Source organism: Microbacterium sp. (assembly GCF_036823965.1).
GTDB lineage: Bacteria > Actinomycetota > Actinomycetes > Actinomycetales > Microbacteriaceae > Microbacterium.
This window is the reverse complement of sequence record NZ_DAITBE010000012.1, coordinates 59,690-81,318: the sequence shown is the minus strand read 5'-3', so window position 1 is coordinate 81,318 and position 21,629 is coordinate 59,690. Positions and strand designations below refer to the sequence as shown.

The 21,629-nt window shown below is 68.1% G+C and carries 24 protein-coding genes; 15 read left to right on the top strand and 9 right to left on the bottom strand.

Annotated elements, in window-relative coordinates; all coding sequences use genetic code 11:
* Positions 1–69: 69 nt before the first annotated feature.
* Both V7Z82_RS16720 and V7Z82_RS16715 read left to right on the top strand, forming a co-directional pair.
* On the top strand, positions 70–378 hold the full coding sequence (locus tag V7Z82_RS16720) for a hypothetical protein (RefSeq protein WP_334152843.1): 309 nt from the start codon (positions 70–72) through the stop codon (positions 376–378).
* The gene (locus V7Z82_RS16715; protein ID WP_334152842.1) at positions 375–671 is read left to right on the top strand and encodes a hypothetical protein; all 297 of its coding nucleotides are present in this window, start codon (positions 375–377) and stop codon (positions 669–671) included. Before V7Z82_RS16720 ends, V7Z82_RS16715 begins: the two co-directional genes overlap by 4 nt.
* Before the next feature lie 89 nt (positions 672–760).
* Here the strand turns inward: V7Z82_RS16715 and V7Z82_RS16710 are convergent, their stop codons facing one another.
* Together V7Z82_RS16710 and V7Z82_RS16705 are read right to left on the bottom strand one after the other, a co-directional pair.
* Entirely contained in the window at positions 761–1,945 is a 1,185-nt protein-coding gene (locus tag V7Z82_RS16710; RefSeq protein ID WP_334152841.1) for an alcohol dehydrogenase catalytic domain-containing protein, read from the bottom strand.
* Positions 1,946–2,036: 91 nt separating this feature from the next.
* Positions 2,037–2,402 carry a winged helix-turn-helix transcriptional regulator gene (locus tag V7Z82_RS16705; RefSeq protein WP_334152840.1) on the bottom strand — a complete coding sequence of 122 codons (366 nt, stop codon included), beginning with the start codon at positions 2,400–2,402 and terminating at the stop codon, positions 2,037–2,039.
* Positions 2,403–2,472: 70 nt separating this feature from the next.
* On the opposite strand from V7Z82_RS16705, the gene V7Z82_RS16700 reads away from it, so the two are divergent.
* Both V7Z82_RS16700 and V7Z82_RS16695 read left to right on the top strand, forming a co-directional pair.
* The gene (locus tag V7Z82_RS16700; RefSeq protein WP_334152839.1) at positions 2,473–3,507 is read left to right on the top strand and encodes a zinc-binding alcohol dehydrogenase family protein; all 1,035 of its coding nucleotides are present in this window, start codon (positions 2,473–2,475) and stop codon (positions 3,505–3,507) included.
* 125 nt (positions 3,508–3,632) lie between these two features.
* Entirely contained in the window at positions 3,633–4,481 is an 849-nt protein-coding gene (locus V7Z82_RS16695; protein ID WP_334152838.1) for a CPBP family intramembrane glutamic endopeptidase, read from the top strand.
* A 6-nt stretch (positions 4,482–4,487) separates the two neighbouring features.
* Here V7Z82_RS16695 and V7Z82_RS16690 read toward each other — a convergent pair whose 3' ends face one another.
* Positions 4,488–4,937, bottom strand: a complete 450-nt coding sequence (locus V7Z82_RS16690) for a MarR family winged helix-turn-helix transcriptional regulator (protein WP_334152837.1) — start codon at positions 4,935–4,937, stop codon at positions 4,488–4,490.
* 115 nt (positions 4,938–5,052) lie between these two features.
* Here V7Z82_RS16690 and V7Z82_RS16685 point away from each other — a divergent pair, with 115 nt between their 5' ends.
* Positions 5,053–6,243 (top strand): MFS transporter, encoded by a 1,191-nt coding sequence (locus V7Z82_RS16685; protein WP_334152836.1) that lies wholly within the window; start codon positions 5,053–5,055, stop codon positions 6,241–6,243.
* 172 nt (positions 6,244–6,415) lie between these two features.
* Here the strand turns inward: V7Z82_RS16685 and V7Z82_RS16680 are convergent, their stop codons facing one another.
* On the bottom strand, positions 6,416–7,237 hold the full coding sequence (locus V7Z82_RS16680) for a shikimate 5-dehydrogenase (RefSeq protein ID WP_334152834.1): 822 nt from the start codon (positions 7,235–7,237) through the stop codon (positions 6,416–6,418).
* Between the two features lie 641 nt (positions 7,238–7,878).
* Here V7Z82_RS16680 and V7Z82_RS16675 point away from each other — a divergent pair.
* Positions 7,879–8,085: a cold-shock protein gene (locus V7Z82_RS16675; protein WP_042540947.1), complete on the top strand. Its 207-nt coding sequence runs from the start codon at positions 7,879–7,881 to the stop codon at positions 8,083–8,085.
* Between the two features lie 104 nt (positions 8,086–8,189).
* On the opposite strand, the gene V7Z82_RS16670 is transcribed toward V7Z82_RS16675, so the two are convergent.
* The gene (locus V7Z82_RS16670; RefSeq protein ID WP_334152833.1) at positions 8,190–8,855 is read right to left on the bottom strand and encodes an HAD hydrolase-like protein; all 666 of its coding nucleotides are present in this window, start codon (positions 8,853–8,855) and stop codon (positions 8,190–8,192) included.
* A gap of 155 nt (positions 8,856–9,010) precedes the next feature.
* Between V7Z82_RS16670 and V7Z82_RS16665 the strand changes: the two genes are divergently transcribed.
* Complete coding sequence (locus V7Z82_RS16665) at positions 9,011–9,409, top strand: response regulator (protein WP_334152832.1); 399 nt, start codon at positions 9,011–9,013, stop codon at positions 9,407–9,409.
* A 26-nt stretch (positions 9,410–9,435) separates the two neighbouring features.
* On the opposite strand, the gene nucS is transcribed toward V7Z82_RS16665, so the two are convergent.
* The gene (nucS, locus tag V7Z82_RS16660; RefSeq protein WP_334152831.1) at positions 9,436–10,131 is read right to left on the bottom strand and encodes an endonuclease NucS; all 696 of its coding nucleotides are present in this window, start codon (positions 10,129–10,131) and stop codon (positions 9,436–9,438) included.
* A gap of 47 nt (positions 10,132–10,178) precedes the next feature.
* Positions 10,179–11,414 (bottom strand): MFS transporter, encoded by a 1,236-nt coding sequence (locus V7Z82_RS16655; protein WP_334152828.1) that lies wholly within the window; start codon positions 11,412–11,414, stop codon positions 10,179–10,181.
* 60 nt (positions 11,415–11,474) lie between these two features.
* Here V7Z82_RS16655 and V7Z82_RS16650 point away from each other — a divergent pair, with 60 nt between their 5' ends.
* Positions 11,475–12,539, top strand: coding sequence for a LacI family DNA-binding transcriptional regulator (locus tag V7Z82_RS16650; RefSeq protein ID WP_334152827.1), 1,065 nt, complete (start codon positions 11,475–11,477; stop codon positions 12,537–12,539).
* A gap of 27 nt (positions 12,540–12,566) precedes the next feature.
* On the opposite strand, the gene V7Z82_RS16645 is transcribed toward V7Z82_RS16650, so the two are convergent.
* Complete coding sequence (locus tag V7Z82_RS16645; RefSeq protein ID WP_334152826.1) at positions 12,567–14,066, bottom strand: hypothetical protein; 1,500 nt, start codon at positions 14,064–14,066, stop codon at positions 12,567–12,569.
* A 233-nt stretch (positions 14,067–14,299) separates the two neighbouring features.
* Between V7Z82_RS16645 and V7Z82_RS16640 the strand changes: the two genes are divergently transcribed.
* From V7Z82_RS16640 to V7Z82_RS16610, 7 genes are read left to right on the top strand one after another with little or no spacing between them, the layout of a single operon-like run.
* Positions 14,300–17,245, top strand: a complete 2,946-nt coding sequence (locus V7Z82_RS16640) for a Na+/H+ antiporter subunit A (RefSeq protein WP_334152825.1) — start codon at positions 14,300–14,302, stop codon at positions 17,243–17,245.
* Positions 17,245–17,817, top strand: coding sequence for a Na(+)/H(+) antiporter subunit C (locus V7Z82_RS16635; RefSeq protein WP_045278658.1), 573 nt, complete (start codon positions 17,245–17,247; stop codon positions 17,815–17,817). Before V7Z82_RS16640 ends, V7Z82_RS16635 begins: the two co-directional genes overlap by 1 nt.
* Positions 17,814–19,367 (top strand): Na+/H+ antiporter subunit D, encoded by a 1,554-nt coding sequence (locus V7Z82_RS16630; protein ID WP_334152824.1) that lies wholly within the window; start codon positions 17,814–17,816, stop codon positions 19,365–19,367. Before V7Z82_RS16635 ends, V7Z82_RS16630 begins: the two co-directional genes overlap by 4 nt.
* A complete protein-coding gene (locus V7Z82_RS16625) occupies positions 19,364–19,948 on the top strand; it encodes a Na+/H+ antiporter subunit E (RefSeq protein ID WP_334152823.1) in 585 nt (194 codons plus the stop codon). Before V7Z82_RS16630 ends, V7Z82_RS16625 begins: the two co-directional genes overlap by 4 nt.
* Complete coding sequence (locus V7Z82_RS16620; RefSeq protein WP_045278661.1) at positions 19,945–20,214, top strand: monovalent cation/H+ antiporter complex subunit F; 270 nt, start codon at positions 19,945–19,947, stop codon at positions 20,212–20,214. Before V7Z82_RS16625 ends, V7Z82_RS16620 begins: the two co-directional genes overlap by 4 nt.
* The gene (mnhG, locus tag V7Z82_RS16615; protein ID WP_334152821.1) at positions 20,211–20,600 is read left to right on the top strand and encodes a monovalent cation/H(+) antiporter subunit G; all 390 of its coding nucleotides are present in this window, start codon (positions 20,211–20,213) and stop codon (positions 20,598–20,600) included. The genes V7Z82_RS16620 and mnhG overlap by 4 nt, the downstream gene beginning before the upstream one ends.
* A gap of 41 nt (positions 20,601–20,641) precedes the next feature.
* Positions 20,642–20,818: a hypothetical protein gene (locus tag V7Z82_RS16610; protein ID WP_334152820.1), complete on the top strand. Its 177-nt coding sequence runs from the start codon at positions 20,642–20,644 to the stop codon at positions 20,816–20,818.
* Positions 20,819–20,835: 17 nt separating this feature from the next.
* Here the strand turns inward: V7Z82_RS16610 and V7Z82_RS16605 are convergent, their stop codons facing one another.
* Complete coding sequence (locus V7Z82_RS16605) at positions 20,836–21,597, bottom strand: alpha/beta fold hydrolase (protein ID WP_334152819.1); 762 nt, start codon at positions 21,595–21,597, stop codon at positions 20,836–20,838.
* Between the last annotated feature and the right edge of the window lie 32 nt (positions 21,598–21,629).

Here is a 21,629-nt window from a genome sequence, read left to right as displayed (position 1 = left end):
CAACGGCCGTGTGCTCCAGCGGCATCCGGATGATGCTGGACTCCAGATTTCCGATGAGTGGAGGACACCATGTCGAATCCCGATGCATTCGCGAACAGCCAGGCGCCGCTGCCCGATCTGCCCGAGGTGCCGGAGGAGCCACTGCTCCCAGAAGAGGAGGAGACTGTCGAGGCGCGCGAGGCGGCCGAGACCCCTGGCGTCATGGACGACCCGATCCGCGGCACCTTTCCCACGGGCGGCGAACAGCCCGAGACCCAGGGCGACGAGCCGCTCGACGCGGAACTCGGAAGGGACGGCGAGGGCGACCTCGCGCCGGGGGATGAGCCGGACACGACCGGCTCGGACGAGCCGACCGACCTCAGGGGCGCGGCCGAGTGAGCGGAGCTGCGAATGGCGACGACGAGCACGAGTCCGGCCCGGCGAACGTCGCGACGCCGGCGGACTCTGACGCGGCTGCCAGGATCCGCGAGCATCTCGAAGCGCGCGAGGGCGAGGGTGACGGCGAACTGCTCTTCGTCGGCGACACACCGGCCGGCGGCGGCGGAGCGGACTCGGGCGGCGGTGCCACGGTGCGCGTCGACCCCTCCTCCGAAGCATCCGTCCCAGACGAGTCGGCGCACAACGACACTCCTGGCATCGGCACCCGCCGCTCGCGCCGGAACCGAGACTGACGCACCGAGCGGTGCGGGGCCAGAAGCGCTCCGGAACATGTTCCGGGAGGGGCGTTTCTGACCCCGCACCGCCGCGCGTCGTCGGCAGCTCAGACGGTCGACGGATGCAGGACGACCTTGATGCAGCCGTCGGTCTTCTGCTGGAACGTCCGGTACAGCTCGGGCGCATCGTCGAGCGGCGCATGGTGGGTCGTGAGGTCCATCACGCCGAGCGGGTCGGCGACGTCCTCGACGAGCGGCAGCAGCGTGTCGATCCAGTGCTTCACGTTGCACTGCCCCATGCGCAGTGAGAGCTGCTTGTCGAACATGGTCTTCATCGGCAGGATGTCGGCGTCACCGGCGTACACCCCACTGAGTGAGACCGTGCCGCCTCGGCGCACGACGTCGATCGAGGCGTAGACGGCAGCGAGCCGGTCGATGCCTGCCGTGTCGAGCAGCTTCCGCGCCGCGGCATCCGGCAGCAGCCCGACCGCCTTCTGGATGAACTCGACGCCGGCGTTGCCGTGCGCCTCGAGGCCGACGGCATCCACCACCGAGTCCGCACCACGCCCCTCGGTCAGATCGCGCAACTCCTCGACGACCGTGTCGGTGAGGTCGAAGGTCTCGATTCCGTGTCGTTCCGCCATGGCGCGACGCTCCGGCACCGGATCGACGGCCAGCACCCGGTACCCGCGATGCCTGCCGATCCGCGAGACGAACTGACCGACCGGGCCGAGGCCCATCACGGCGAGAGTGCCGCCCTCCGGCACCTGGGCGTACTCGACGCCCTGCCACGCGGTGGGCAGGATGTCGCTGAGGAAGAGGTACCGCTCGTCCGGCAGGTCGGATGCCACGGGAATGTGGTTGTAGTCGGCCAGCGGCACCCGCAGGAACTCGGCCTGCCCACCGGGAACCTGGCCGTAGAGCTTCGTGTAGCCGAACAGTGCGGCGCCGCTGCCGTACTCCCGTACCTGCGTCGTCTCGCACTGCGACTGGAGACCTCGGCGGCACATGAAGCACTCGCCGCAGGAGATGTTGAAGGGGATCACGACACGGTCGCCCACTTTCAGGCGCGTGACATCGGAACCGACATCCACGACGACGCCCATGGGCTCGTGGCCGAGGATGTCGCCACGATCGATGAACGGTCCGAGCAGCTCATAGAGATGCAGATCCGACCCGCAGATCGCGGACGAGGTGACGCGGATGATCGCATCGCTCGGCTGCTGGATCCTCGGCTCCGGGACCTCCTCGACCGTCACCTTCCGTGTGCCCTGCCAGGTCAATGCCTTCATCGCGTCCTCCGCATCGGTCGTGCTCTCGGAGCATCCACGATCGTCGTCGGACGCGCTCCCGCCCAGTGGGTTGACAGCGCGCGGTCTGCGGTCAGGCGCTCGCGGGGAACCGTTCGATGTTCGACTCGACCCAGTCGCGCAACTCGCGCAGCGGCCGACCTGCATCGGCGCCGAGCGGGGTCAGCGAGTACTCGACGCGGACCGGCACCTCGGCGAACACCGCACGGTTCAGCAGACCGCGGTCCTCGAGCCGGCGCAGGGTGGCGGTGAGCACCTTCGGGCTGACGCCGTTCAGCCGGGTCTTGAGCTCGCCGAAGCGCAGAGGTCCGACGTCGAGGGCGCCGATCACGAGCGCGCTCCACTTGTCGGCAAGCAGATCGAGCACGCCTCGACAGGGGCATTGCGCGTCGTAGACGTCGTGCGGGGTGCCGGAGGGGCAGGCGGCTGGAGTCGACATCCTGCAATGGTATCCGAAGGGAACCAATACCCCTTGCGGGTAACTGGGGCGGTCTGGGTATGGTCTCTTCATGACCGAACGAATCGCATCGCCCGTGCAGGGTGCCGCACTCCCCGAGACCATGACCGCCATCGCCGCTCCCGGCGGACCGCTCTCGCAGATCGGCTCGCTGACCGACATCGAGCTGCCGACGCCGACGCCAGCGGGGCACGACATCCTGGTCCAGATCGACGCCGTCTCCGTCAACCCCGTCGATGTGAAGGTGCGCGGCCGCCGCGCCGCATCCGGAACACCACGGGTGCTCGGCTACGACGCTGTCGGCACGGTCGTCGCCACCGGCGAGGGTGCGCGCCGCTTCGCCGTCGGCGACCGTGTGTTCTACGCCGGGCAGATCGATCGCTCAGGCACGAACGCGCAGTTCCATCTCGTGAACGAGAACATCGTCGGTCGAGCGCCGGGGAGCGTCTCGGTGGCGGAGGCTGCTGCCATGCCCCTGACCGCGATCACCGCGTGGGAGGCCCTGTTCGACCGGCTCCGCCTCGGTGCGGACAGCGAGGGAGTGCTGCTCGTGATCGGCGCTGCCGGTGGCGTCGGCTCCCTGATCATCCAGCTCGCGAAGGCATTGACCCGGTTGACGGTGATCGCCGTGGCATCCCGTCCCGACTCGGTCGCGTGGGTCACCGACATGGGAGCCGATCACGTCGTGGGCCGCGACTTCGCCCGCGAGGTTGCTCGAATCGCGCCAGACGGCGTCGACTATGTGTTCACGTCCTTCACACCGGGCAACGTCGACGCGATCGCGAAGGTCATCCGTCCCCGCGGCGAGGTGGTCTCGATCGACGAGAGCGGTGGCAGTATCGACGCGCTCAAGGGGAAGAGCGTCACGTGGCACTGGGAGCTCATGTTCACCCGGCCGATCCACGAGCCGGAGGACGCCTTCCAGCACGAGCTCCTGACGCGCGTCGCGCAGCTGCTCGATGACGGTGTGCTCCGATCCACGCTCACGACCAGCCTCGGACCGCTGGATGCCGCGACGCTGCGTCGCGCGCATGAGCTCGTCGAGACGTCGCAGACGATCGGCAAGGTCGTCGTCGCACGCGATTGAGCCGAACGGGCCGGTGCCCCGGCAGCAGTCTTCCGGAGCGCCGGTTCGGCGGATGGCGCCGATGCGCGTGCCCCGCCATGATGAACATGAGCCGCCGGAGGGGTGACTCGGAGAGAGGGTGGAGCATGGCGGACTTCTGGCAGGACAGGGACGGCTTCTGGAATCGCGGCGGGTGGTGGCGCGCCCTCCTCGTCACGGCTGCGTACCTCCTCGTGTATCTCGGTGTCGGTCAGCTCGTCGGCGTGACGCTCGGCCACATGATCATCGACGGCGGCCCGTTCGCGAGCGCCACGAACGTGATCATCGAGCTGCTGATCCCGATCGGCGCAGGCGCACTCGTGATCCTCGTCTTCCTCGCCGCCATCGGCTGGATCACCCCGGTCTTCTCGCGGCAGCCGATCGGCGGTCGCCCGTGGATGTGGCTCGCCGTGGCTGTCGTCGCGTACCCGATCATCTTCCGATTCATCGGCATCGACTACGGCTCGTTCCCTCCTGGAGTCGTCGTGGTCACGCTCATCACCGGCCTCTTCATCGGCATCGCCGAGGAACTGGTGACCCGCGGTGCGGGCGTCGCGCTGCTGCGCAAGGCCGGGCACAAGGAGCTCGTCGTGGCCGTGATCTCCTCGGCGCTGTTCGCTCTGATGCACCTCGTGAACGCGATCGGCGTCGGCTTCAGCATCACGATCCTCGTGCTGCTGGTCTACACGTTCTTCTTCGGCATCTGCATGTATCTGGTGATGCGGGTGACCGGGAGCATCGTCTGGGCGATCGTGATGCACGGGCTCACGGACCCGACGCTCTTCCTGTCGACCGGCGGCATCGACACCGCCGTCGAGGGTGCTGCGGAGAACATCTGGCTCGCGATCGCCGCGACCGGGAACATCGCGGTGATCCTGTTCGGGATCGTCGCGCTCTTCCTCATCCGTGGACGCGTGCTGACGCCGGTCGCGGAGGGGTCGGCGCTGCCGGCGTGAACGCGGTCAGGCGCTGATGCTGCTCCCCTGCAGCGCGTGCACGACCGGTGCGAGCTCCGGCTGTTCACCGGCTTCGCCGAGCGTGCGCTCGAGGGTCTCGTCGTGGATCGGATGCGCCTGCTCGTAGAGTGCGCGCCCTGCCGGAGTGAGCTCCGTGTAGATGCCGCGACGGTCGTCGAGGCACAGGATGCGGGTCAGCAGACCCCGGTCCTCGAGCCGGGTGACGAGGCGGGTGGTCGCGCTGGGGCTGAGGGCTGTGGCGCGGGCGAGCTGCTGCATCCGCATGTGCCATCCGTCCTGACGGCTCAGCGCGTCGAGCACGGTGTACTCGACGACCGAGAGATCGGCTGATGCTCCGAGCGCGCGCTCGAGTTCGGCCTCGATGATCCCGTGCAGCGCGGCGAGGGTGCGCCATCCGCGTGCTCGGACCTCGACCGCGTCGTCTGAGATGCCCATCGGTGACCTCCACAGGTAGTTGCTTGCGCAGATTAGTTGCGTGTGCAATCATTATGTCTCGGACGCAACATCCCGCGTCTGCAACTACTTTAGCAGAGGATCTCGGAGCGCACTCATGCCACTCGGACTCATCGCACTCGCCATCGGCGCGTTCGGCATCGGACTCACGGAGTTCGTCATCATGGGGCTGCTGCCCGAGGTGGCGAGCGACTTCGCAGTCACCGAGGCGACCGCAGGATGGCTCATCTCCGGCTATGCGCTCAGTGTCGTGGTCGGCGCGCTCGGACTCACCGCAGCGACCACGCGACTGCCCCGCAAGCCGGTGCTGCTCGGACTCCTGGTGCTGTTCATCGCCGGCAACGTGCTCACGGCGCTCTCGCCCGACTACGCGGTCGCGATGGCCGGTCGCATCGTCGCAGCGCTCTCGCACGGCGCGTTCTTCGGCATCGGCTCCGTCGTCGCCGCCGATCTCGTCGCGCCGGAGAAGAAGGCGCGCGCGATCGCCATCATGTTCACCGGACTCACCGCAGCGAACGTCTTCGGCGTGCCGTTCGGCACGTTCCTCGGTCAGCAGTTCGGGTGGCGATCGACGTTCTGGGTGATCTCGGTGATCGGCATCGTCGCGCTCCTCGGCATCGCGCTGCTCGTGCGTGCGCCGAAGTCGACGGGTCCGGCTGTGAGTCTTCGACACGAACTCGCCGCCTTCCGCTCAGGGCAGGTCTGGCTGTCGCTGACCGTCACGATCCTCGCCTACGGCGGCATGTTCGGCGCCTTCACCTACATCGCCTACACGCTGACGGATGTCGGCGGCTTCGCCAGCTCGGCTGTGCCGTGGCTGCTCGTGCTGTTCGGTCTCGGACTCGTCGCGGGCAACGCGATCGGTGGACGCCTCGCGGACCGTTCGATCGACCGCACGCTGCTCGTCTTCATCGCCGCGCTCGCCGCGGTGCTGGTGCTGTTCGGCCTGCTCGCGTGGTCGCAGCCGGCGACCATGGCGATCCTCGTGCTGATGGGCGGTTTCGGCTTCGGTACCGTGCCGGGCCTGCAGAGCCGCATCATGCGCTACGCCGGTGGAGCACCCACCCTGGCATCCGGCGCGAACATCGGTGCGTTCAACGTCGGCAACGCCCTCGGCGCCTGGGCCGGCGGCGTCGGCATCTCGGCAGGACTCGGGTACACCTCGCCGATCTGGATCGGCGCCGCGCTGACGGCATCCGCTCTCGTTGTCATGGCGATCGCCGCCGCAGCCGCCCACCGTCCACGCCCCGCCGCGGACACCGAAACCCTTGCCGCCGTCGCGGCCTGACCCGATCCTTCCCGACCCGCACGCTCGCGCAGCCCACCGCCCCAGCCAAGCCCCCACCGACCCGGCCAAGCCCCCACCGACCCGGCCCTTTGTCACCGACCCGGCCCCTTTTGGACGTCCCAAAGGCGGCCGGTCGCGCGAAAAGGGGTGGCTCGCCCCGAGATAGCGGAGTTCAGGCGCCTGCCCGCATGTGCTCCTCGGCCGCGCGAACCTGGTCGGCCGAGGGGCGGATGCCGGTGTAGAGCACGAACTGCTCGAGCGCCTGCAGCGTCGCGACCTCCGCTCCGGTGATGACCGTCTTGCCGGCTGCCCTGCCTGCTCGCACCAGCGGCGTCTCAGCGGGCAGTGCGACCACGTCGAACACGACGGACGCCGCGGCGACCGCCGGCTCGTCGAACGACAGCGAGTGCTCCTCGGCGCCGCCGGCCATGCCGATCGGCGTCACGTTGACCAGGATGTCCGCGGTACGTCCCTCGGCGTCCGCGGCCCAGGCGAAACCGTACAGATCGGCCAGGCCGCGTCCTGCCTCTTCATTGCGCGCCACCACGGTGACCTGCGCGAACCCGGCATCGCGGAAGGCGGCAGCGGTCGCCTTGGCCATGCCGCCCGATCCGCGGAGCAGGACCGTCGACGACGGATCCAGCGCGTTCCGCTCGATCAGCTGCGCGATCGCCGAGTAGTCCGTGTTGTACGCCGTGAGCACGCCACCGTCGTTGACGATCGTGTTCACCGAGTCGATCGCGGTCGCCGAGTCGTCCATGCGATCGACGAGTGCGATCACTTCCTCCTTGTAGGGCATCGAGATCGCGCAGCCGCGGATTCCGAGACCGCGCACGCCGGCGATGGCCTGACCGAGGTCGGTGGGGGCGAACGCCTTGTAGATCCAGTTGAGATCGAGCGCCTCGTAGAGGAAGTTGTGGAAGCGGGTGCCGTTGTTACTCGGTCTCGCCGAGAGCGAGATGCACAGCGTCATGTCCTTGTTCAGGGTGGTCACTGCTTCAGGGTACCGGCGGGCCTCGCGGATTCGAGGGAGACAGGACGACGGAGGTGCCTCCGTGCTGTTCGTCCTGCCTCCTCCCGAAACCTGCGATCCTCGCGGATCAGTTCCCCACCTTCCACGGTCCGCTGTCTGGAACAAGATTCCATAGCGTGATCGTGCTTACTCCCCTATGGTGAAGGTGCGTGCACAAGGGGAATTGATCGTCTCCGTCATCCCCAGAAGACGGGAAGCCTTCCCCAGAGGCAAGACGATCCGTGCATGCGATTGGGCCCTCTCGAGTAGTTCAGTCCCCAATGGACTATTCGAGGGGGCCGCTGTCGACCATCCTCGCATCTTTCTTTCGTTTTGTCCCCCATTTGGGGGACAAAGATTGAAAAGAGGGGTTATGCTGGAATCTGACGCACCCTCCGGTCGTCTTCGGCCCTCATCGCTCCCCCCGCGGTGGGGGCCACACCATTTTCTGGGACAGGTCGACGCAGTCGTCGGCGTGCCCGCGGGATGACGGCCAGATTCCGCTCATGCAACATTTGGGTTACCTTCTCGAAGAGGGTGTTCCCCTCGGGGCCTCCTCCACTAGCGTTAGCGTTGTCGGGGCATACCTGCGTCGGCTTCTTCACCAGCAGAACAGGCAGTACATGAGCACCCAGGGCACGGTCAAGTGGTTCAACTCGGAGAAGGGCTTCGGCTTCATCTCCCCCGACGACGGCGGCGCTGACGTTTTCGCGCACTACTCCGCCATCGAGTCATCCGGCTACCGGTCTCTCGAAGAGAACCAGCGAGTCGAGTTCGACGTGGCGCAGGGCCCCAAGGGCCTGCAGGCTGAGAACATCCGCCCCCTCTGAGGCGGCGATTTCACAGAACTCCCCGACGGGATTCGCGCGAAAGCGTGGTTCCGGTGGGGAGTTCTGTGCATTCGGGCTGGTCTGTCGTGCAGCGTCTGGCCGGATCAGGCGAGCAGCAGCGCGCGCAGATCGTCCACGGTCGCCGCGCGGAACGCCGCCTCGTCGCCTTCGCTGGGCTCGCTGAAGCCCCAGTCGACGAAGATGACCGGCACGCCGTTCGCATTGCCGCCTTCGACGTCGTGGTGGCGGTCTCCGATGAGCACCGGACGCGAGACGTCGGCACCGAGCTCGGTCAGGCGGCGCAGCGCCTCGGCGACGATGTCGGTCTTCGATGCGAGGGTCGACTCGTCCGGCGTCGCACCGACTGTGGTGAGGAACGCGGAGCGCAGTTCGAAGTGGTCGATCAGGGCGTCGACCTGGTTCTCGGGCTTCGAGCTCGCGGTGGCCTGCGGCACGCCTGCCGCGTGCAGGTCATGGATGAGTTCCGTAACTCCCGGGTACGTGCGCACATCAGTCGTGTACCCGTCGGCCTTGCCGAGGGTGCGGTAGAACGAGACAGCCTCGGCGGACTGCTCCGGGGTCATCCCTGCCTGGTCCTGGAAGGACTGGAACATCGGCGGGCCGATCCAGTGCACCAGCTCCTCTCGCGTCGGCGCGGGGTGACCGAAGTGCGTGAGAGCGATGTTCAGGCGGCGGAGGATGCCGACCGACGCATCGACGATGGTGCCGTCGACGTCCCAGAGAACACAGGAGTACGGAGAAGAGGCCATGCCTTCCAGCCTATGGGCTGCGGATGGTCGACTCCGCCTGCACGACTGTTCCTGCACAGGTGTGCAGCGAGCGGCACGCTCCACCATCCGTGCGGGCATGAAGACCCCCCTTCCCGGGGCATGACAGGCTCGGTCGACCGGATCAGAATGGAGGGATGTTCGTGTCGATGGAAGTGATCACGATGATCGGGGGCGTCGTGACGATCGTCATCGCGATGTTCGGATGCTTCGGCTGGTTCCTCAATCGGATGGACGCGCGATTCGCACAGGTGGACGCGCGATTCGTACAGGTGGACGCGCGATTCGCGCAGGTGGACGCGCGATTCGAACAGATGGACACGCGTATCGTGCAGCTGGACGTGAAGTTCGAGACGCGCGCAACGGCTCAGGACGCCACGCGCGATGCACGGTTCGATGCCCTCGAAGCCAAGCTCGACGCGCGATTCGACCGTGTCGACGATCGCGTGATCGCGGTCGAGCATGAGGTGACCGAGGTCAAGGTCGCTGTCGCGCGACTGGAAGGCCCGCCGCGGCACCTGATCCCGGTGCGCTGAGACGAGCAGCCGGCGATCGCCGGTGCTCAGAACAGCCGGGGGATGCCCGACTCGATGCCCTTCATGTCGTCGTAGTCGAGCACGAGGCAGCGGATGCCGCGGTCCTCGGCGAGCACGCGAGCCTGCGGCTTGATCTCCTGCGCGGCGAAGACACCCTGCACGGGGGAGAGGTGCGGGTCGCGACCGAGCAGCTCGAGATAGCGGGTGAGCTGCTCCACGCCGTCGATGTCGCCGCGGCGCTTGATCTCGACTGCGATCGCAGCGCCGTCGGCATCCCTCACCAGCAGGTCGACCGGCCCGATCGCGGTGGGGTACTCGCGGCGCACCAGTGTCGCGCCCTCGGAGATACGGTCCACCTGCTCGGCGAGGAGCCGCTGCAGGTCTGCCTCGACGCCGTCCTTCTGCAGGCCGGGGTCGATGCCCAGCTCGTGCGAGGTGTCGTGGAGGATCTCGTAGATCTGCACGCGCAGCGCATCGCCGGTCTTCTTGTGCGTGACGCGCCAGACCTCCACGACGCCGGCGCTCGACTCCTCCTCGCCCGGCTCCTCGCTGGACAGCGTGCACGGCGGGCTCATCCAGTTGAGGGGCTTGTAGCTGCCGCCATCGGAGTGCACGAGCAGACTCCCGTCTCCCTTGTGCACGAGCAGACGCGTGGCAAGCGGAAGATGGGCATTGAGCCGGCCCGTGTAGTCCACGGAGCAGCGGGCGATGACGAGACGCACCCGTCGAGCCTAACGGCATCCGATGGTGCGGCCGTCTCGTTCGATCATCACGCGCTCTTCGTCGGCGCTGCGGTCTTCTCGTCCTCGCGGAGCGGGCGGGCAGCGCCCGAGAACAGGCCGGATGCCACGACGAGCGCCACCAGGATGAACAGCGTGTTCAGCAGGCCGATGTGCTCGCTGATGAAGCCGAGCACTGGCGGACCGCCGAGGAAGGCGACATAGCCGATCGTCGCAGCGGCGCTGACGCGCGCGGCTGCTTTCGCCGGGTCGTCCGCTGCGGCCGACATGCCGAGCGGGAACCCGAGCGAGGCGCCGATGCCCCAGAGCGCAGCACCCACGAGCACGAGCGGCAGGTTCGGGCCGAGGATGAACAGCAGGATGCCGGATGCCGCTGCCACCGCGAGGATGCGCAGCACCGCGACCCGGCCGAATCGGTCGACGAGCGGACCGCCGAAGATGCGGACCACGGTCATGCCGACCGAGAACACCGCGAGCGCGACGGCCCCGGTGCCGGAGGCGAAGCCATGACCCTGCTCCGTGCCGAGCGCGATCCAGTCGTTCGCGCCGCCCTCTGCGAACGCCATGCCGAGCATGACCACGCCGATCAGGTAGGTGCGCGGCTCGCGCCAGGCCTCGAGCGCCACGTGCATGCGGTCCCCCCAGGACTGCTGCTCGCCAGGCGTCGGGTCGAGCGCGGCTTCGCGCGACGGCACCTGGAAGAAGCAGACGATCGCGACGACGGCGATCAGCGCGCCCATGATCGATGCGTGGACTGCCACGGTCGTGGTGAGGTGCGCGGCGAGAGCGCCGATGCCGGCGCCGATCACGGTGCCTAAGCTGAAGAACGCATGGAACACCGGCAGCACGGTCTTTCCCATCTGCTGCTCGATCGCCGTCGCCTCGACGTTCATCATGACGTCGAGGCTGCCGTTGCCGAATCCGAACAGCACCATACCGATGAGCACCACCGGCACCGAGGCGAACAGCGTGGCGCCCAGGCCGACGAGCGTGATGCCGACGGCGAAGAGCAGCATCGTGACGAGCATCCCTCGGCGTGCGCCAGTGCGGGCGACGACGGCCGGGCTCGTCGAGATGCCGACGATCGACGCGACACCCATGCCGAGGAGGATCAATCCCACCTGCGCATTGTCGAGATCGAGATCCGCCTTGATGCTCGGCACGCGAGACGCCCAGGTGGCGATCGACAGTCCACTGGCGAAGAAGATCGCGAAGATCGCGGCACGCCAGCGGACGAACTGGGAACGGGTGAGGACGGATTCCATGTCGCACAGCCTATCGAATCGATTCGACTCGTGGGAACGGAAGACGGCTATCCTCGAAGGATGACCAGTCACGAGACGCCGCGTCGAGCGACCATCGCAGACGTCGCGCGCCAGGCGGGAGTGGCCACCTCGACCGCATCCGTGGTGTTCAGCGGCAAGGCCAAGGTCGCGGAGGCCACGCGGGAACGGGTGCTGACGGCGGCCGCCGATCTCGGCTACACCGGCCCGGACCCCCGAGCTGCCTCGCTGCGCCGAGGTCGCAGCGGGATCGTCGCCGTCGTGCTCGAAGGGCATCTGCGCGCCGCGTTCCTCGATCCGGTGACCACCGCGATGATGGACGGCCTCACCGACGGGCTGGCCGAGCTCAGCGCCGGCATCCTGCTCATGCGCGACGAACCGGGCGAGGACGGCTCTGCGCTGGCCAGCGCGCCGGTCGACGCCTTCGTGCTGATCGGATGCTCCGGGCGCACCAGGGCCTCGCTCGAGATCGTCCGCGGCCGCGGCCTTCCGGTCGTCGTGATCGAGGGCGATGCGGGTGGCGACATCCCGCGGATCACGCTCGACAATGCCGCCGCGTCCGCCGCGGTCGCACAGCATGTGAAGGACCTCGGACACACGGACGTCGCGTTCGTCACGCTCTCGCTCGACGCGGACCGTGTGCGCGGGCTGGTCACCGAGGAGCGCCTCGCGACCGCGACCACCGATGTGACGATCGACCGGCTCGAAGGACTGCGCAGCGTCTTCCCGGACGCCCCGGCGATCTCGGCTTCCGGCAGCCTCATCGACGAGGGGATCATCGTCGGTCGCGCGCTGCTCGCCGACCCGGACAACCGCCCGACCGCCGTGATCGCGCAGAGCGACCTGCTCGCGGTGGGCGTGATCCGCGCCGCGGAAGAGCTGGGACTCCGCGTGCCGGAAGACGTCTCCGTCGCCGGGTTCGACGGGATCGAGGTCGACGGTCTCGGCGGCCTCCTCCTGACCACCAGTGTGCAGCCGGCGGTCGACAAGGGGCGTGCGGCAGGCGAGCAGGTCGCTCGGATGCTGAACGGGCTCCCCGGCGAGACGCAGCACTTCACGTGCCGCTTCCGCGCCGGCACCACCACGGCTCCGCCGCCCACGCGCTGAGTTCGCTCCGGCACCCGTGACGGTCGGTCAGCTGTGGGCGGGACCGAGGGGGAGCGTCGTGGCGCCGAAGTCGAGGATCCGATAGCGTCCGCAGTCGACGATCTGCTCGGGGACGGCAGCTTCCGGGAGCTGCCACTGCACGGTCTGCGCGTCCTCGATGAGGAACGACACCGCGCCGGCATCGAGATCTCGGCGGTCGACCAGCCAGGCATATCCGTTCAGCATGTGGTCGACCTGCACCAGTCGTGCCGGATCGTCGAGGTGCAGCTTGGGCAGGCGAACGGTCCAGAACTGCCCGGCTCCGGTGCGGCCGGAGGCGTTCACCCAATCCCTCGCGCAGCTGAGATCTGCATCCGGGGCCTCGGCGGCCGAGATCAGCCGCGGGATGCTGAGCGCCGACCCGACGAGCAGGAGCACAGCGACCGCGCCGATGGTCTGGCGGGCGACGCGGCGTGGCATCGTGAACAGCCGTGGGCACGCGACGAGCGCGAGCACCGGCGCGAAGGCGACCGGCTGCAGGTAGCGAGCGGCGTGTGTCCCGAGCGCGATCGCCCCGATCGCCACCAGCACCGGCATGACCCATGCGGCCAGGGCGATCACGAGCTCTCCCGTGTGCGTGGCGCGGATCGACCGCAGGACGGCGAGTGCGAGCAGCGCGAGGGTGAGCACGCCCCCGATCGCACCGAGTGGGGAGGCCAGGCGCTCGCCGAGCAGGTGGGCGTAGTAGCCGATGGATTGCATCCAGAGCTCCGGCTGGACGTAGCCGGCTCCCGTGTTGGCGATCCATGCCGAGAATGGAATACGGGCGAGGAAGCCGATGGCGACCCCGCCGAGCAGGATCGTGAGCACGGAGAGCATCCGAGTGCGGCCGCCGCGGCGGATGCTCAGGGCGACGAGGATGACCGTGAGCGGCGCGGCCGCCCACGCCGCGAAGAGCGGGTTCGACAGCGTCGCGATCGCGGCCACCGCTCCGAGCGCGATGCGCAGTGCGAGTCCGCGTCTGGTGCTCTCGAGGTGTCGGCGCACCAGGCCGACGGAGAGCACGACCGCGACCACGGTCGCGGAGTAGTAGGTCGTGGTCAGCTGCAGCGATGCGAGGTCCAGCGAATCGCGCGATCCTGAGACGTCGGTGACGGCGAGCAGTCCGAACACGCCGAGCGCGATGATCGACCACGCGACGGGTGCCATGCCGTCACCAGCGCGCCCTGCCGCCACGCGGATCGCGCCGTAGAGCGCGAGCAGATTGAGCACCGAGCTCGCCGCGAGCACACCGTTCACGTCGAACGGCAGCAGCGCATCGAGCCCGGCGAACACGGTCGACTCCGGCAGGAAGAGCACGCTCGACATGGCCCAATCCGACGCGGTGCCGTCGAGGATCGCGCGGGCGAACATCGCCACGATGAGCGAGTCTCCGTCGCGGAACACCAGGTCGGCACGAGCGGAGGAGGCGACCTGGCCGCTCACGATCAGCGCGGTCGCGAGGGCGCCGAGCCACCCCGCCGTCTCTCGCACCCACGCCCGCTGCATGATCGCTACTCTCCCACGACGACCCGTCGCCGCACGCGTTGCCTGCGAACGAGACTGAATGTGCGTTCCGGGCAGTCTCCATTGGGCAGAATGCTGTGATTCGGGTCGAAAAAGGACCATTGAGCGCTCCCGAACACAGGACCGTGGACCCGAAGACCCCGATCGCCCGGTAAACTGGAATCACATCCGCCCGCCTGAGCCCACCGGCCGACGAGCTTCGAGGAGCCGCGTATATGCTGACGCTCCTCGCCGTGTTCCTCCTCGGGTCGCTGCTGATGCCCGTGCTGGTCCGCTGGCTCGGGGCGCAGGCCTTCGCATTCGCGGCTCTCGTTCCGGCCGCCGCATTCGTGCATGCGCTCGTCATGACACCGCAGGTGCTCGACGGCGATCCGCCGTTCGTCTCGCTGTCGTGGATCCCCCAGCTCGGGCTCAACCTCTCCATGCACATGGACGTGCTCGGCTGGGTGCTCACCCTGATCGTGACCGGCGTCGGGGCGCTCGTGCTCCTGTACTGCCGCTGGTATTTCCACGACGACTCGGCAGGGATCGGCCAGTTCGCGGGCGTCCTGCTCGGATTCGCCGGTGCCATGTACGGTCTCGTGCTCACCGACGACCTGGTGATGCTCGTCATGTTCTGGGAGGTGACGAGCATCCTCTCGTACCTCCTGATCGGTCATTACCGACGCCGTGCCGCCAGCCGACGTGCCGCGTTGCAGGCGCTGCTGGTCACGACCCTCGGCGGGCTCGTGATGTTCGTCGGCGTGGTGCTGCTGGTCGTGGATGCCGGCACGTCCAGCATCCGCGAGATCCTGGAGCTCGCCCCCACCGGCCCCGTGATCGACGCTGCGATCGTGATGCTCCTCATCGGCGCCATCAGCAAGTCGGCCCTCTTCCCGTTCCACTTCTGGCTCCCCGGTGCGATGGCGGCGCCGACCCCCGTGAGCGCCTACCTGCACGCAGCGGCGATGGTCAAGGCCGGTATCTACCTGATCGCGCGCTTCGCGCCGATCTTCGCGTTCAGCGCTCCCTGGCGGCCGATCGTGATCACGCTCGGCATCATCACGATGCTGCTCGGCGGGATTCAGGCCCTCCGCGAGACCGACCTCAAGCGCATCCTCGCCTTCGGCACCGTCAGCCAGCTCGGATTCTTCGCCCTCGTGGTCGGCTACGGCACCCAGGCATCGGCCCTCGCCGGCCTCGCGCTCGTGATCGGGCATGCCCTCTTCAAGTCGGCGCTGTTCCTCATCGTCGGCGTGATCGACCGCCAGCTCTCCACCCGTGACATCACCGAGCTCTCCGGCGTCGGGCGGCAGGCCCCGGTCATGGCGACCGCCGCGTTCATCTCGGTGGCCTCGATGGCCGGCATCGCTCCGACCATCGGATTCGTCGCGAAGGAGTCGACCCTCACCGCTCTGCTCGACGACGCGCTCGGCGGCTCCGCCTGGGGACTCGTGGCCATCATCGGCGTCGGACTCGGATCCATGCTCACCGCGGCATACGGGGTGCGCTTCCTCTGGGGAGCGTTCTGGACCAAGCGCGACGCGCAGGGGCAGCAGCTGCCGACGACGGCCTGGCCCGACCCGCCCGTCGGATTCCTGTCAGCGCCGATCATCCTCGCCGGCGTCACGCTCGCCGCTGGCATCGGCGCCCCCGCACTCGACATCGCGCTGCAGGGCTACGCGCTCACGGCGACCCCCGGTCTCGACCCCGCGACCGGCGATGCGACCGAGGGGCCGGGACACCTGGCGCTCTGGCACGGCTTCGAGCCTGCGCTCGGCATCTCGATCCTGTCGATCCTGCTCGGCGTCGGTCTGTTCCTGCTGACCCGCCGCACCGGCTGGGACCGCAAGCCGCGGCTGCTGCGCTTCACAGCCGCAGACGCCTACTACCTCGTCATGCGCGGCGTCGACCGGCTGTCGGTGCTCAGCACGACCCTGACGCAGCGCGGTTCGCTTCCCGTCTACGTCGGCACCATCTTCGTGGTGTTCGTCGCGGCCGAGGTCACGGCCCTCGTCGCGAGCGACATCGACCGATTCAACCTCTCCGCCTGGCACACCCCTGCGCAGATCGTCGTCGCGCCGATCATGGCAGCCGCCGGCATCTTCGCGGTCCGTGCGCAGAAGCGGTACACGGGCGTGGTGCTCGTCTCGGTGACAGGCCTCGGCATGGTCGCGCTGTTCGCGACCAGCGGCGCCCCGGATCTCGCACTCACGCAGATCCTCGTCGAGACGGTGACGATGGTCACCTTCGCGCTGGTGCTGCGCAGGCTTCCCGCCCGGATGGGCGAGCACAATGCGTCGGTCGGCCGCATCCCGCGCGCCCTGCTCGGCATCGGCGTCGGACTCACGATGGCCCTGATCGCGGTCGTCGCGACGCAGTCGCGCGTCGCGGACCCGATCTCCGCGGCCTTCCCGAAGCTCGCCTACGAACTCGGCCACGGCAAGAACGTCGTGAACGTCGCCCTGGTCGACCTGCGTGGCTGGGACACCATGGGCGAGCTCTCCGTGCTCGTCCTCGCGGCGACCGGCGTGGCATCCCTCGTGTTCGTCACCCATCGGGCCGACCTGCTCGCCGCGACCAAGGTGCTCCCGCGGGCCACCCGCAAGGCGGCGCGCAGCCGGCCGCTGGTCGAGACGACCGACGGCATCCGCTTCCAGACCGCAGAGAACGAGAGCAGCCCTCGTGCCTGGCTCGTGGGCGGTCAGAAGATGAAGCCGGAGAACCGGTCGATCCTGCTCGAGGTGATCGTCCGCATCCTCTTCCACACCATCATCGTGGTGTCGATCTTCCTGCTCTTCGCCGGCCACAACCTCCCGGGCGGTGGCTTCGCCGGCGGTCTCGTCGCAGGCATGGCGCTGGTCATGCGCTACATCGCCGGCGGCAGATGGGAGCTCGGCGCTGCCGCGCCGACGGACGCCGGTCGCCTGCTCGGCGCAGGGCTGATCCTCGCGGTCGGTACGGCGATCATCCCGCTGTTCTTCGGCCTCGCGCCGCTCACCAGCTCGTTCTGGGAGTGGGAGATCCCCGGCATCGGGCACATGGAGTTCGTGACCTCGACCATCTTCGACATCGGCGTGTACCTCGTGGTGATCGGGCTCGTGCTCGATGTGCTGCGCAGCCTCGGTGCTGAGGTCGACCGCCAGGCGCAGGAGATGCGCGAGCGGGTGGTGAGCAGCTGATGGATGTCTCGCTGACCCTGATCGTCATCATGGCGGTGCTCTTCGCCTGCGGCGTCTACGCGATGCTCGAACGCAGTCTCACCCGCGTCCTCATCGGCTTCCTACTGCTCGGCAACGCCACCAACCTGCTGCTGCTGATCGTGATGGGCGTGCCGGGACGGGCCCCGTTCTACGACGCAGACGGAGATGTGAGCGACCCGCTGCCTCAGGCGCTCACCCTCACCGCGATCGTGATCACCTTCGCCGTCTCCGCTTTCCTGCTCGCGCTCATCTACCGGTCCTGGCAGCTGGGTCAGGCCGACACGGTCGAGGACGACGAGGCCGACATCGCGCTCCGCGAGCGCACCGATGCAGACGAAGACCTCATGGACGACGAGGCAGACACGGAAGACGACGAGGCCACCACCGACTTCGTGGGCGTGCAGACCGCCCCGATCACGGTGCTCCACATGCGAGACCACTCCGCCATCCAGGACGACGCCCCCACCGACCTGCCGTCGCGCCCGTACACGGGTGATGACGAGCCGCACCCGCAGCGCAAGCCGGCCGACGACGGGGAGGATCGCTCGTGAGCGTGCTCGTTCCCCTGCTCGTCGGCCTGCCGCTGCTCGGCGCCGCGATCACCCTGATCTTCGGTCGCAACGCACGACTGCAGGTGCTCGTCACGGTCCTGACGCTCGCCGCGGTCTCGGTGATCGCAGCCGTGCTGCTCGTGGCGGTGGATGCCGGAGCGCCCATCGCTGTCTCGGTCGGAGGCTGGCCGGTGCCCTTCGGCATCGTGCTCTACGTCGACCGGCTCGCGGCCCTGCTGGTGCTGATCTCGAGCATCGTGCTGCTCGCGGTGCTCCTGTTCTCGATCGGTCAGGGTGTCGCCGACGGCACTGACGAGACCCCGATCTCGATCTTCAACCCCTCGTACCTGATCCTCGCCGCCGGTATCTTCAACGCGTTCATCGCGGGCGATCTGTTCAACCTCTACGTCGGCTTCGAGATCCTGCTCGTGGCGTCGTACGTGCTCATCACGCTCGGCAGCACCGAATCCCGCATCCGCACCGGCGCGGTGTACATCGTCGTGTCGCTGGTGTCGTCGATCCTGTTCCTCGCAGCGATCGCCATGATCTACGGCGCGCTCGGCACCGTGAACATGGCGCAGATCGCCGAGCGGATGACCGAGCTCCCGCAGGAGACGCAGCTGGTGCTGCACCTGATGCTCGTGATCGCCTTCGGCATCAAGGCCGCGATCTTCCCGGTCTCGTTCTGGCTGCCCGACTCCTACCCGACCGCTCCCGCCCCGGTCACTGCGGTCTTCGCCGGTCTGCTGACCAAGGTCGGCGTGTACGCGCTGATCCGCACCGAGACGCAGCTGTTCGCCGACAACAGCATCGACACGCTGCTGCTGATCGTGGCGCTCGCGACCATGATCGTGGGAGTACTGGGTGCCGTCGCGCAGGCGGAGCTCAAACGAATCCTGTCGTTCACCCTCGTGAGTCACGTCGGGTACATGATCTTCGGCCTGGCGATCGCGACGCCGGCCGCGATCGGCGCGACGGTGTACTACATCGTCCACCACATCGTCGTGCAGACGACGCTGTTCCTTGCGGTGGGACTCGTGGAACGTCGAGCCGGCAGCACCTCGATCCTCAGGGTGAAGGGGCTGCTGAAGGTCGCACCGGTGATCGCCGTGCTCTACTTCGTGCCGGCCATCAACCTGGGCGGACTTCCGCCGTTCTCCGGGTTCATCGGCAAGTTCGCGCTCTTCGAGGCGGCGGCGTCCGTCGGCACCCCGCTCATGATCGTGCTGATCATCGGTGGCATCGTCACCTCGCTGCTCACGCTCTACGCGCTGATGCGCGCCTGGAACCTCGCCTTCTGGCGCGAGGAGGAGGACTCGACCGAGACCGAGGGACGCATCTCCTACCTCGGCAACGCGCCGGCCGCGGATGAGCAGCAGGAGCGCCGCCGCATCCCGAAGATCATGACCGTCTCGACCGCCGGCATGGTCGGCGTGACCGTCGCGCTCACGGTCTTCGCCGGACCCCTCTATGCCCTGTGCGATCGGATCGGTGCGACGCTCCTCGAGCCGGTCAGCCTGGTGCAGCTGCAGGATGAGGTGGACGGATGAGTCCGCGCAACAAGGGTCACCTGTGGCGCGACATCGGCGCGCAGCTGCCGTTCCTCGCGTGGCTCGTGGTGCTCTGGATGCTGCTGTGGGCGCAGTTCACCGTGCTGTCGTTTCTCACCGGACTCGTCGTCGCGATCTTCGTCACGAGGGTCTTCCGGCTGCCGACGATCGCACTCTCCGGCCGGATCAACCTCTGGTACGGCTTCCTGTTCGTGGTCCAGTTCCTGTTCGCGGTGGTGCGGGGTGCGCTCTCGGTCACGGTGCAGGTGTTCGACTTCCGCCGACAGCCGGGGGCCGCGATCATCGCGGTTCCACTGCGCTACGCCGACGATCTGGTCATGACGCACGTCGCCGTCACCTCCTCGCTGATCCCCGGATCGCTCATCGTCGAGGCCGACCGCGACCGCCGCATCCTCTACCTGCACGTGATCGGCGTGCGCAACCGGGCAGACGTCGAGAAGCAGCGAGACGGCGTGCTGCTCTGGGAGCGCCGGATCGTGCGTGCGCTCGGAGACCCTGCGCAGTACCGTGCACTCAGGGCCGATGAACGCGCCGTCGGCAAGAAGGGCGGTGTCCGATGAACGTGCTGCTGCTCCTGATCATGATCGTGTTCGGTATCGCAGCGATCCTCACGCTGATCCGTGTCGTGCGCGGCCCGTCGATCCTCGACCGAGCGGTCGCCTCCGACGTGCTGCTCACCGAGGTGATGTGCGTGCTCGGTGCCGAGATGGCGATCAACGGCCACACCCGCAGCATCCCGGTGATGCTGATCATCGCCGCGATCGGCGTCTTCGGCTCGATCGCGGTCGCCCGTTTCGTCGCGAGAAGGGACAACACGGCACCATGAACGTCTTCGGTCTGATGATCCCCGACTCCGTCATCGACGTGGCCGTGCTCGTGCTGATCCTGCTCGGTGCGATCCTCTGCCTCTCTGCTGCGGTCGGACTGCTGCACTTCCGTGACGTGCCGTCGCGGCTGCACGCGGCGACGAAGCCGCAGGTGCTCGGCCTGGTGCTGATCTGCCTCGCGGTCGCGCTGTCGCAGCGCAGCGTCGGCGGCATCCTCCTGGGCCTCGCCCTGGTGACGCCGGTCGTGCTGATGCAGTTCGCGACCGCGCCGCTGTCGGCGCACATGGTCGGCCGCCAGGCGTATCGCAACGGCACCACCGATCAGCACACGCTCGTGGTCGACGAGCTCGCGGACTCGAAGCAGACCCCGCCCGCTGCCGGCTGACTGCTCTGGACAGCGTGTCCGCGGCAGGCTACCGTGCCAGCATGGAGACGTTCTTCGTGATCTTCGTGGCGATCACCGCCGTGTGGTTCGGGGTGCTGATGCGGCGTCCCCGCCCGGCGAGGAAGCCAGACCCTGACGGTTTCGCGGTCGACCCGGCGCTGACGAAAGCGCTCGACGAGTCCGACAGGGACTTCGTCATGTTCCGCCGCTACCCCTGACGTCGGGTGCTGCCGCGTCAGAGCGCGTCGGCGAAGGCCTGGATGAGGCGTGCGGCCGGCTGGGAGTCGCTGATCAGCGTGCCGTGACCGTGGTCGGGAATCACTTCCAGCTGCGCGCCGGGGATCTCGTCGATGATCTCCTGGCACCAGCTCATCGGCGCGAGCGGGTCGTCTTCCCCGCGCAGCACCAGCACGGGGCAGTCGATGCGCGCGAAGGCCTTCTCCGGCTGATGCACGATGGTGGCGCGCATCTTGCGGATCAGGTGCGGTCCGCCACGCAGGTACTCCCGTGCCCCGCGCCAGATCACGAGCGGGCGCTCGCCGACCAGGTCGGTCAGCAGATAGCTGGCCTGCGCGGCGATGTTGCGGGCGGCCTTGTTGACCGTCGGGCCCGCGAGGATCACGCCTTCGACGAGGGACGGATGCCGCGCAGCCAGCTCTGCCCCGATCTGGCTGCCCATCGAGTGTCCGATCACCACGACGGGGTCGGCGCCGACGTGACGCAGGTACGCTGCGACGAGGTCGGCGTGCCGCTCCATCGTCAGGTTGCGCGTGGGCTCCGGTGCCTCGCCGAACCCAGGGAGATCGAGGGCGATCACGCGGCCGCGGAGGCGCTGCACCACATCGAGATAGACGCTGCGGCCCATGCCGATGCCGTGCAGCAGCAGGAACGTGTGCGCACCCTCGCCGAAGGATTCAGCGATCAGCGTCGCTCCGGCGTGCTCGAACTCGAGGAGCGTGACTGGGGTGCCCTTCGGGGCGAGGTAACTGGATGGCACCCATCAACGCTAGCCGACCCGGCTGAGCGGAC

Coding starts and splice junctions, on each gene's coding strand:
- V7Z82_RS16720 (WP_334152843.1), top strand. CDS start 70: ATGTCGAATCCCGATGCATTCGCGAACAGCCAGGCGCCGCTGCCCGAT.
- V7Z82_RS16710 (WP_334152841.1), bottom strand. CDS start 1,945: ATGAAGGCATTGACCTGGCAGGGCACACGGAAGGTGACGGTCGAGGAG.
- V7Z82_RS16705 (WP_334152840.1), bottom strand. CDS start 2,402: ATGTCGACTCCAGCCGCCTGCCCCTCCGGCACCCCGCACGACGTCTAC.
- V7Z82_RS16700 (WP_334152839.1), top strand. CDS start 2,473: ATGACCGAACGAATCGCATCGCCCGTGCAGGGTGCCGCACTCCCCGAG.
- V7Z82_RS16695 (WP_334152838.1), top strand. CDS start 3,633: ATGGCGGACTTCTGGCAGGACAGGGACGGCTTCTGGAATCGCGGCGGG.
- V7Z82_RS16690 (WP_334152837.1), bottom strand. CDS start 4,937: ATGGGCATCTCAGACGACGCGGTCGAGGTCCGAGCACGCGGATGGCGC.
- V7Z82_RS16685 (WP_334152836.1), top strand. CDS start 5,053: ATGCCACTCGGACTCATCGCACTCGCCATCGGCGCGTTCGGCATCGGA.
- V7Z82_RS16675 (WP_042540947.1), top strand. CDS start 7,879: ATGAGCACCCAGGGCACGGTCAAGTGGTTCAACTCGGAGAAGGGCTTC.
- V7Z82_RS16670 (WP_334152833.1), bottom strand. CDS start 8,855: ATGGCCTCTTCTCCGTACTCCTGTGTTCTCTGGGACGTCGACGGCACC.
- V7Z82_RS16665 (WP_334152832.1), top strand. CDS start 9,011: ATGTTCGTGTCGATGGAAGTGATCACGATGATCGGGGGCGTCGTGACG.
- V7Z82_RS16655 (WP_334152828.1), bottom strand. CDS start 11,414: ATGGAATCCGTCCTCACCCGTTCCCAGTTCGTCCGCTGGCGTGCCGCG.
- V7Z82_RS16650 (WP_334152827.1), top strand. CDS start 11,475: ATGACCAGTCACGAGACGCCGCGTCGAGCGACCATCGCAGACGTCGCG.
- V7Z82_RS16645 (WP_334152826.1), bottom strand. CDS start 14,066: ATGCAGCGGGCGTGGGTGCGAGAGACGGCGGGGTGGCTCGGCGCCCTC.
- V7Z82_RS16640 (WP_334152825.1), top strand. CDS start 14,300: ATGCTGACGCTCCTCGCCGTGTTCCTCCTCGGGTCGCTGCTGATGCCC.
- V7Z82_RS16635 (WP_045278658.1), top strand. CDS start 17,245: ATGGATGTCTCGCTGACCCTGATCGTCATCATGGCGGTGCTCTTCGCC.
- V7Z82_RS16625 (WP_334152823.1), top strand. CDS start 19,364: ATGAGTCCGCGCAACAAGGGTCACCTGTGGCGCGACATCGGCGCGCAG.
- V7Z82_RS16620 (WP_045278661.1), top strand. CDS start 19,945: ATGAACGTGCTGCTGCTCCTGATCATGATCGTGTTCGGTATCGCAGCG.
- mnhG (WP_334152821.1), top strand. CDS start 20,211: ATGAACGTCTTCGGTCTGATGATCCCCGACTCCGTCATCGACGTGGCC.
- V7Z82_RS16610 (WP_334152820.1), top strand. CDS start 20,642: ATGGAGACGTTCTTCGTGATCTTCGTGGCGATCACCGCCGTGTGGTTC.